At 60.3% G+C, this 9,402-nt stretch carries 7 protein-coding genes; 4 read left to right on the top strand and 3 right to left on the bottom strand.

The window, feature by feature from the left end; all coding sequences use genetic code 11:
• The first annotated feature begins 185 nt into the window (after window positions 1-185).
• The 4 genes from ACYSMN_RS22775 to ACYSMN_RS22760 all read left to right on the top strand — a co-directional run bounded on the left by ACYSMN_RS22775 (window position 186) and on the right by ACYSMN_RS22760 (window position 4,271).
• Entirely contained in the window at window positions 186-779 is a 594-nt protein-coding gene (locus ACYSMN_RS22775; RefSeq protein ID WP_488926227.1) for a hypothetical protein, read from the top strand.
• 92 nt (window positions 780-871) lie between these two features.
• Window positions 872-1,123: a hypothetical protein gene (locus ACYSMN_RS22770; protein ID WP_488926226.1), complete on the top strand. Its 252-nt coding sequence runs from the start codon at window positions 872-874 to the stop codon at window positions 1,121-1,123.
• A gap of 340 nt (window positions 1,124-1,463) precedes the next feature.
• A complete protein-coding gene (locus tag ACYSMN_RS22765; RefSeq protein ID WP_488926225.1) occupies window positions 1,464-3,272 on the top strand; it encodes a M61 family metallopeptidase in 1,809 nt (602 codons plus the stop codon).
• 504 nt (window positions 3,273-3,776) lie between these two features.
• Window positions 3,777-4,271, top strand: a complete 495-nt coding sequence (locus ACYSMN_RS22760) for a carboxypeptidase-like regulatory domain-containing protein (protein WP_488926224.1) — start codon at window positions 3,777-3,779, stop codon at window positions 4,269-4,271.
• An 87-nt stretch (window positions 4,272-4,358) separates the two neighbouring features.
• Here the strand turns inward: ACYSMN_RS22760 and treF are convergent, their stop codons facing one another.
• The 3 genes from treF to ACYSMN_RS22745 form a co-directional block, all read right to left on the bottom strand.
• Complete coding sequence (treF, locus tag ACYSMN_RS22755) at window positions 4,359-5,924, bottom strand: alpha,alpha-trehalase TreF (RefSeq protein ID WP_488926223.1); 1,566 nt, start codon at window positions 5,922-5,924, stop codon at window positions 4,359-4,361.
• A gap of 250 nt (window positions 5,925-6,174) precedes the next feature.
• Window positions 6,175-7,266 (bottom strand): PAS domain-containing sensor histidine kinase, encoded by a 1,092-nt coding sequence (locus ACYSMN_RS22750; RefSeq protein WP_488926222.1) that lies wholly within the window; start codon window positions 7,264-7,266, stop codon window positions 6,175-6,177.
• Between the two features lie 302 nt (window positions 7,267-7,568).
• A complete protein-coding gene (locus ACYSMN_RS22745; RefSeq protein WP_488926221.1) occupies window positions 7,569-9,341 on the bottom strand; it encodes a glycoside hydrolase family 13 protein in 1,773 nt (590 codons plus the stop codon).
• Between the last annotated feature and the right edge of the window lie 61 nt (window positions 9,342-9,402).

The following is a 9,402-nucleotide window of genomic DNA, read 5'->3' as shown; positions in this document are numbered from 1 at the left end:
AACGTAGAGTGGCAAAGGCCAGCCCTGGCTTTTGCGGACCTCTTCCGTTGTTAACCCACACCAAGCGTTGAAGTGCGAGGTCACACACTTTTTACTTGCGCAGAAAAGTGTGACCTTACGCCGAGGTCACACTTCCTTGGGTATGTTCTGGATGGGTGACCTTTTTCTTCTCTACCGCCGCGCACATGAGCTACTCTTCCGACCTACAGGCCCTGCGGGCTCATTTCAACCTGAGTCAAGCCGATTTGTCCCGTTGGCTGGGTCTGAGCCGGAGTATGGTGGCCCACGTGGAAGCGGGCCGCAAGCTGTTGCCGAAAGCCGCCCAGTCGTGGCTGCGGCCGTGGTTACACGCTTGGGCCACCAGCGAGACGCCCGAACTGCCCCCGACCGCGCCCCTTCCCTCACCGGCCGCGCTACCTCCCGGCCCGACCGTGCTGCTGGCCCGCCACGCCGAGTGCCGCTACCAAGCCCAGCGCCTAGCCCAGGAACTGACGGCCCGGCGGGTCGCTCTACGCTACGCCGAACGTCTGTTGATGGCCGAGCCCGAGCTGCGGAAAGCCCTGCCGCCACTCCTCGCTCCCCCCGACGCCCCCGAAGCGCCCGCCCTGGCGCTGCGCCGCCGCTGGCTGAACCGCCTGCTAGAAGCCGCCACCGATGCGCTGCTGCCCGAAGCTCCGGCAGGCCCGACCGCCCTGGTGCTGCTGGCCGCCCGCCGCAGTGCCTGGGAGCACGAAGCCGCTTGGCTGGCCGCTTCCCTGGCCGGCACGACGGTGGAATAAGCCACCACCAGCCGCGTCGCACTTTTTCTATGGGGCCAAACCTTAATCAGAGAGAGCTTCTCCTACGCTGCCCACCGACACAAGCGCAACCGATGGCTGCCGCTTGCCGCAATCCTTTTGTCAGTTTTATCGCTATCACCCACGCCCCCCGTCGAACTGTTGCTCACCCGTGCCGACGGCGACTGTACCTGGCCGACAACCGGCAAGTAGACGCCAGCAGCCTGCCCGTGCCCACCAGCGTGTCGGTGCCGGGCGTGCCACCCAACCGCAACCGGCAGGTGTTGGAGGCGCAGGCCCGGCACCGGGCCTGCGCCTGGCACTTAACTACAAGCTACCCCACGTAGCGGCGCCAGGGTTGTGGAACACCAGGCCCAAAACGTTCTAGCGCCGCGTAGCGGTGCCAGATTGGGGGCGTCTCTGGCACCGCTACGCGGCGCTATCGGCTGAATCAACTGGAGGCTACAAACCTGGCGCCGCTACGCGGCTACCCCGCAGCTTGGGTTAGCCAGACGCGCACGTAGTGCGGGTGGAGTGAGAAGACAGTTCCTTTATGGTGCGAAGCAGGGTATCTGACCTCGCGTCGTCTGTTTGGTCGCTGAGGGTATTTCTTGCAGCTAAGCAGATGCGAGAGGCAACGTTTCCCATGATTTGGCCATCCCTTAGCCTACTCTTTCTTCTTAGCTCATGAAAGCTCTTCTACGCCTTACGCGCTTCTTTCTGGTGGCAGCTCTGCTCACGCTCCCGCTTGCGGCGCTAGCGCAGCAGCCCCTTACCTACACCATCAGCATGGACCCGGCCACCGACAGCAACGTCTTTCAGGTGCGGCTAGAGTTGCCGACGCTGACCAAGGAACAGGGCGTGTACCAGTTTGCCGCCACCGCGCCGGGCACCTACCAGGTGATGGACATGGGCCGCTTCGTGCGCCAGTTTGCGGCCTTTGACAAGAAAGGCAAGCCGCTGGAAGTGAAACAGCTTTCCACCAACCAATGGCAGTTGGTGCAGCCGGAAAAGACCCGCGAAATCCGCTACACCATTGCCGAAACCTGGGACACGCCCGTGACCGAGCACTCGGTGTACCGCATGTGCGGCTCCTCCCTCGAAACCGACCACGCCTTGCTCAACGGCCAAACGGTGCTGGGCTACCCGCAGGGTTGGCAGGCGCGGCCCTTGCGCATCAAGCTCAACTACCCCGCCGGCTGGAAAGTAGGCACCCCACTCACGGCCGACGCGCAGGGCTACTACGCCGCCCGCAACTACGACCACGCCGTGGATTCGCCGTTTCTGCTGGGCCGGCTCACGGAAGCCAGCACCATGCTAGGCCCCACCAAAGTAGACCTGTACTGCTACTCCCGCACCGACCAAGTGCCGGCCCAGCCGCTGCTCAAGGAGATGCAGCAAATGCTGAACGCGGCGCAGCAGTTTCTGGTGCAGCTGCCCGTGGAGCGCTACACCTTCCTCTACCACTTCGACGACCAGAGCAACGGTGCCTGGGAGCACTCTTATAGCTCAGAATACGTGCTGCGCGAGGATCCGCTCACACCCCAGTTTGCCGCCAGCATCACCAGCATTGCGGCCCATGAGTTCTTCCACATCGTGACGCCCCTCAACCTGCATTCCGAGATTATCGAGCAGTTCAACTTCGTGCAGCCCACTGGCTCGGAGCATCTGTGGCTGTACGAGGGCACCACGGAGTGGGCGGCCGGCATGATGCAGCTGCGCGGCGGCCTGCTACCGCTGGAAGAATACCTCAAGCAGATGAGCGGTAAGATTGCCTACGACCATCTTGCGGCCGACACCACTTACTCGCTGAGCCGACTAGGGTTGAACTCCTTTTCCGATGAAGGCCAGCGCCAATACAACAACATCTACCAGCGCGGCGCCGTCACGGCCGCCCTGCTCGACTTGCGCCTGCTGGAGCTATCGGGCGGGAAGCGGGGGCTGCGCGAGGTGATTCTGGAGCTGACCAAGCGCTATGGCACCAGTAAGCCGTTCTCGGAAAAGACTTTCTTCCAGGACTTCACCCAGCTTACCTACCCCGAAATCGGTGACTTCTTTGCGCGGTACGTGCAGCAGGCTCAGCCGCTGCCTTTGGCGGAGTACTATGGCAAAGTAGGCGTGCAGTACAGTCCCGTGCTGCGTACCGGCCGCCAGGTTGGGTCGTTGGGTAGCAGCTTTAGCATGACGGCGGGCGGCCTTGTGTTCCAGGAAGTAGGGGCAGCCTTGCAAGCTTGTGGCGTAGTTGCCGGCGACCAGCTCGTAGCCTATCAGGACCAGGAAGTGCAGCCCCAAACCGTGCAGGCCGTACTGAGTAAAATAAAAGGCAGCAAGCCCAATCAGGAATACGAGCTGACAGTGCGCCGGGCCGGGGCGGAAAAGAAAATCCGCTGCCGACTGCAGGGGAAGGAAGATGTGGAGCGCTACCAGCTAACCGTACTCCCTAAGCCAACGCCCACGCAACTAGCCCTGCGGCAAGCCTGGCTCAAGAACCTATAATGGTTCGGCAGGGCCTTTTCTTGCTGAAGAAAGAGAAATCAAATCTGGTGGGCAGTACTTGTTTATGTTGTTATGCTGAAGCTGGATCAGGATACCAGTCCTGACAACTGAGCAGTAATAACCTACTGGAGTGCTTTCCGAGCCCCGGCTGCTATGCGGCCGGGGCTTTTTGCGCTAGGTGCATAACGAGTGCTTAGTTTTCAGGCACCCGTTCATTTAACTATTCTATGAAAATCATATCACTTTATAAAAATATTTAACCGTTTTCTTGCCTCTTACGTAGAGTCCAAAGTTTCCTAAATACGGCTTTTACAAACCATTTTACAGGATTTTCGTTACTTGATGGCGTCGCTTGGCTACGGTTGATTTAGGCAGATACGGCAGTTCTTTGTTTTACGCTCTTTTTGAACATATCTAATTTTGCGTACCTTAGAACTATAGCCGCTCTCCCCTACCAACACCTATTGCAACGCTCTGCTCCCTACACTTCAACCAGACTGTTGTATGAAACTCTTCTACACTTCTCTCCTGTGCCTGGCCGCCACCGCAGCCGCATTTGCCCAAGAAGCTCCGGCCACTCAGTCGTTGGAAGTGGCCGTGCGCTTTGCTCCCTCTGCCCCGGCCACTCCTGCCAGCACGCCAGAGGTTATTGCTAGTGAATTGCCTGCTGCCGATTCCGTAGCGGCCGAGCCAGTAGCGGCGGTAGTAGATACTCCCACGACCACCGCCGCCGCTGCTCCCGCCGCGGTGGAGCTCACTGGCTTTGTCTTCGACGAGAAGAAGCGCCCTTTGCGGGGTGCAACTATCATGGTGAAAGGCAGCACCACCGCGGCCAGCACCGACGCCGCGGGCCACTATTCCCTGCTAGTGCCCCCCGGCATCAACACGCTGCTTTACGACTACGTAGGCTGCGAAGGCGTCGAGATATCGGCCAGCAACTTCTTGCCCGTTACCGTAACGCTGGTACCTGCCGGTAGCAAAGCCCGCGCTAAGAAATAGTTATTAGTGCGTAGTGCCTGGTGCTTAGTGTTGACAGTCTTGCTAACGCATGACGAACACTAAGCACTAGGCACTACTTTCTAAGCACTACTTAATAAGTTTAGCGTCCCGGTTCAGGAAGCGTAGTAGCACGCCGTTGGTCCAGCCGAAACCATCTTGCAAGGGGTATTCGCCGCCACCGGCTGGCAAGTGGGTATCCACGACATTGTACTTCTCAAGCAGCTTGCCGGTGTGCTGAAATACGCTGGTGTTTAGGCGCACCCACCGGTGCGCCACCGTATCGGCCAAGGCCCGCTGCTGGTAACGGGCTAAGCCCTGCACAGCTAGGTATTGCAACGGTGCCCAGGCATTGGGCGCGTCCCACTGCTGGCCGCTGGCACTAAGCGTGGTAAGCAGCCCCCCATCTTTCAAGAAATCCTTTTGTAGGCCCGCCGCAACCCGGCGGGCTTGCTTTTGAGTAGCTACCCCAAAGGCCAGCGGAAATACGCCGGCCATGGTGCGCACGGTAGCTGGCCGGCGTTGCGGCAGGTCGTAATCCGTGAACCAGCCCACCGACTCGTTCCAGCAATAGCGCTGAATGGCCTGGCGGCGCTGCTGGGCTTTCTGCTGCCAGCGGCGGGCCGCTTCGGTCTGGCCCTGCGCGGTATAGGAGCGAGCCAGGGTTTCCTCAGTAGTCAGCAGCAAGCAGTTCAAATCGACGGGTACTAGCTCCGTGGTGCGAATGGTGGCAAGAGTGCCTGCGGGACCAAACCACCGGGTGCTGAAATCCCAGCCCGAAGCGGCCGCCGCCCGTACGTTGCGGTAGAACTGCGCGGGTGGTTGTTGGCTCAGACGGGCAGCCGTCACGTCCTCCACGTACGACTCCTCGCGGGGCGTGGTAGCGTCGTCCCAGTAACGGTTGAGCAATTCGCCCCCGGGCAGGCGCACCACGCGGCGGGTGGCGGCGCCGGGAGCTAAAGAATCGGCGCCGGCCATCCAGTAGGCATATTCGCGGAGCAGCTGCGGTTGGTAGCGACGCAGCACCGTGTCGCCGGACGTTTGGGCCAGCAGCTGCACCATGAGGGCAAAAAAGGGCGGCTGCGAGCGGGTGAGGTAGTAGGTGCGGTTGCCATTAGGGATGAAGCCGTACCGGTCGATGAGGTAGGCGAAATTATCGGTCATGCTGCGCACCAGTGCCGGGCGGCGAGCTTCCTGCAAGCCCAGCATCGTGAAGTAGGAATCCCAGTAGTATACCTCTCGAAAGCGCCCGCCCGGCACCAGGTACGGGCGGGGCAGTGGCAGCAAAGAGCCGTAACGCGCCACGGAGTCGGTAGGCGGGCGCTTGAGTACAGTCCAGAGCGTATCGAGGTGGGCGCGCAGACCGGCCGCTACGTTGCTACGGTAGGTGGTGGTGGCTGCTTCGGGCAGCCAGAAATATTGTTGCACAAACTGGCCCAGGTTGAAGCCCGGCGCGTCTTTTTGCCGTTGCCAAGCGGCCAGAATAACCGCCGGCGGCTGCCGGGGCACGGCATCGACGAAGGTCTTGTTGTCGGGAAAAACCCGGCCAAGCTGCACGGCTTCAAACAAGCCGGGGAACAGCTGGCGGGGCGTGGGCTGAGCCAGCGCACTCAGAGCCAGCAGACAGCAGTAACAAACGAGCAGCAGTTTTCTCATCTATGCTTAAACGGGAAGCGCCGACGAAACGCTACGGTTAAAGAAGCTTTTGTGACGACGAGGCGCTAATCGGCCAGGGCATGGCAGCTTGCCGCTCGCAATAGAAACCCTTCTGTACCTCTAGCGTCGATTCTAGCGGTAGTAATGCCGTGTCCTGTCATACTGAACGCAGTGAAGGATCTGGGTAAAGCCGTTGTATTAATTACACTAGTGAGCTGCCTCGGTATGACAGGCTAAGAAACGGTGCTGCTCAGCTGCTTTCCCAGATGGGCAGCTCGATAGTGAAGGTGCTGCCTTCGTTTTCGGTGCTTTGGCAGCTGATGCGGCCTTCGTGCAGCTCCACGATGGTTTTGATGATGGACATGCCTAGGCCGGTAGTTTTCTCGCCGCGTAGGCCGGGGCGGCGGGCCGGCGTGAACCGCTCGAACAGTACCGGCTGCATATTCTCCGGAATACCTATTCCGTCATCGGCCACGGTGACTATAACGCGGCCGGGCTCTTCCGTCACGGTTACCTCGATGTGGCCGCCATCGGGCGTGAACTTGATGGCGTTGGAAATCAGATTATTGATAACCTGCATGAACTTGTTGTTGTCCAGCTCGATGTAGATAGTGGGGCTGCCCGCGCGGAAAAGGAAGCTCTTGCCTAGGTGCTGCTCCGAGCCCTGATACTCCTGGAGCATTTCGCGCAACTCGGCTACCAACTCCACCCGTTCGCGCTTCAGCTCCACGTTGGCCGACTCCAAAAACTCGTTGTCCACGAAGTCCCGGATGAGGCTCACGCTATCTTGGCAAGTGGTTTTCATGACTTGCAGCAACTCGTTCAGCTTATCGTTCTGGAGCGGCGTCACGATTTCACCCACGTATTCCGTCAGCTGCTGCATCATGATGAAGGGACCGGCCAGGTCATGGGACAGGATTTCGAGCGTGGCGTTCTTCTTTTTGTTGAAACGGTCGACGTTGTCGAGGTACTCGCGGGCCCGGGTCTGGTCCTGAATGGTGCCGCTGAGGTAGGTTTCGCCTTCGGTATTGGCTACGCGGGCGGCAGCCAGATTCAGCCACCGTACGCCCCCTTCGGGACGCTGGAGGCGCAGTTCCACATCTTCCAGAAAAGAGCCGCGCAACAAGTGTTGAAAGCACCGTTCCGCGTACGCCTGGTCATCGGGATGCACGCGGGCGAGCAGGCCGGGCAGGTCTTCGTTTACCGTTGCGAGAGCAGAATCCAACACGGTTTCGTAGGCGGGGCTCACGTACACCATGCGCCGGGCTTCGAGATGATAAATGAAGTACAGCTGCTGGCTCTGCTCGGCAAACGGGCGGAATAGCGGGAAGAGGTCGGGCATGGTGCGGTATGGGTAGAGCGGCTCTTATGGACACGTAAGCTGGACATTTTAACACGGATACGCAACGAACCGGCTGGTGCGTGGCAAAGCTTGCCCACAGGCAAGTTGGTATGCACAGCCCCACAAGCGCAAAAACCAACATTAAGTTATTTCCGCGACGCCAGCTGTTGCAACTATATCCGCGCCGAGGCCAAGCCCCGGGATGCCTCAACCAGCCAATAATTAAAATACGCTCGAAGCTCTTCTATTCCGGTCCGCTATTACTGCCGCTCGGCTACTTCGTCGGACGGACTGTTCGGGCATTATTCCTTCCGTAGTACCAGACCCGTGAGTGGCGCGACGGAAACCGTGCCGGCGACTACTGGGGCTCCACCGAGCAGGTTGCGGTATTTCGCGTTGCCGGGCAGGCGTATTTGCTGGGTGTTGGCTTCCAGGTTGAACAGCACCATGATGTCGGCCTTACCATCGGTGCGGCGGTAGGCCAAGGTGCGGCCCGTGGTGGGCAAAAACTCCAGCCGGCCGCGACGGAGCACCGGGTTGTCGCGGCGGAGCTTGGTGAGCTGCTTGTAATAAGCGAAATGCTCTTTGTTGAAACCCACGGGGTCGAAGAATTTGGGGCCGGGCTGGTAGTTGGTGCGGGTTTCGGGCTCAAACTTGAAACCGGGCCACCAGAGCGGCTTGCGGCAGTCCGGGTCGTCGGCGCCCCACATGCCTAACTCGTCGCCGTTCCAGATGTGCGGGGCGCCCACGTTGGTGAAGTGGTGCAGCAGGTAGAGGCGGACGCGGCGGTCGGCATCGGCATCGGGCTTGCCGGTTTTATAGGTCTTGTCGTCGTTGGGAGTGGCTTTGTACTTGTATTTGCCGGGGTTGTAGAAGCAGGTGAGCAGCCGCGGCGAGTCGTGACTAACCGCAACGTTCATTTGCGCGGCTGGGAAGGCAGCGGGTAGGCGCTGCCACTCCCGCTCCAGGCTGTCTTGTAGCTGCCGGCCACTAAGCGGCTTGTCTACCGCCGCGAAGAAGCTGCGCGCCGGCCGGTAAAGCTGGTAGAACATGACCGCGTCGAATATGTCGCCGCTCAGATAGGGCGCGGGGTTCATGAGACGGTCGGGCCACTGCTCCCACCAGATTTCGCCCACGAGGTAGGCGTCCGGCTTCACGGCCTTCACGAACCGGCGGTAGTCGCGCCAGAAGCCCATTGGTATCTGGTCGGCCACGTCGAGGCGGTAGCCGTCGATGCCGTTTTGCACGTTGCCATCGGGCGCCAGCCAGCGGCGCGTTACGGCTTCGATGTGGCGGCGGGCGCCTTCGTTGAGCTGCCCCTCGTACGGACGTCCCGACTTACGGGGAGTGGCGATGTCAACCTTTTTGATTTCCGGCAGGCTCCGCAGTCCCGCCCAGCCGTCGTAGTCGAACTCGTTCTGCGGGGTGGCGGGGTCGTCGAAGCGCAGAATGCTGTACCAGTCCTTGTACGTGGATTGCTGCTGGTTTTTCACCACGTCCTGCCAGGCCCAGAACTCCACGCCCGTGTGGTTCCAGGAGTAATCCACGATGATGCGCATCTGACGGCGGTGCACTTCCCGCACCAGCTTTAAAAAGAGCTTGTCGGCGGCGGTCCACTGCCAGGTCGCGGGGTCAGCGGGGTTTTCGGCGGCTATCAGCTTGTTGTCGCCTACTGGGTCGGGCCCAAAGTTGACGTCGATGTGGTGGAAGCTGCGCGCATCGTACTTATGCAGAGAAGGCGCGTCGTTGATGGGGTTGAGGTAGAGGGCCGTAACGCCTAGCTCCTGGAGGTAATCCAGCTTGTCGAGCACGCCCTGCAAGTCGCCGCCGTAGCGCCGTAGGCTGATATTATCGTTGTGGTTGAGACCCGCCGCTTTGGCCCAGGTATCGGGTGCGTACCAGTCGTGGGTCCAGGGCGTGGGGGCCCAGTTGGCGGGCACTTTGAACGAGCCGGCGAAATTCACCGGCCGGGGGTCGTTGGCCTTGTCGCCGTTGTGGAAGCGCTCGACAAATATCTGGTACCAGATCATGTCCTGCGCCCAAGTGGGTGGCGTGGCAGCCGGCTGTGCTGCCACCGTGAACGAGCTACACAAAGCAATGCCCGTCAGTGTTCTCGCTATACCTTTTGTTATGCTG

The sequence above is a fragment of the Hymenobacter sp. M1-2 genome (assembly GCF_057808495.1).
The sequence above is the reverse complement of the archived record's forward strand: the minus strand, read 5'-3'. Positions and strand labels throughout refer to the sequence as shown.

Bases quoted from the DNA above. Each gene is read 5' to 3' on its own strand.
- ACYSMN_RS22775 (WP_488926227.1), top strand. From the start codon at position 186: ATGAGCTACTCTTCCGACCTACAGGCCCTGCGGGCTCATTTCAACCTG.
- ACYSMN_RS22770 (WP_488926226.1), top strand. From the start codon at position 872: ATGGCTGCCGCTTGCCGCAATCCTTTTGTCAGTTTTATCGCTATCACC.
- ACYSMN_RS22765 (WP_488926225.1), top strand. From the start codon at position 1,464: ATGAAAGCTCTTCTACGCCTTACGCGCTTCTTTCTGGTGGCAGCTCTG.
- ACYSMN_RS22760 (WP_488926224.1), top strand. From the start codon at position 3,777: ATGAAACTCTTCTACACTTCTCTCCTGTGCCTGGCCGCCACCGCAGCC.
- treF (WP_488926223.1), bottom strand. From the start codon at position 5,924: ATGAGAAAACTGCTGCTCGTTTGTTACTGCTGTCTGCTGGCTCTGAGT.
- ACYSMN_RS22750 (WP_488926222.1), bottom strand. From the start codon at position 7,266: ATGCCCGACCTCTTCCCGCTATTCCGCCCGTTTGCCGAGCAGAGCCAG.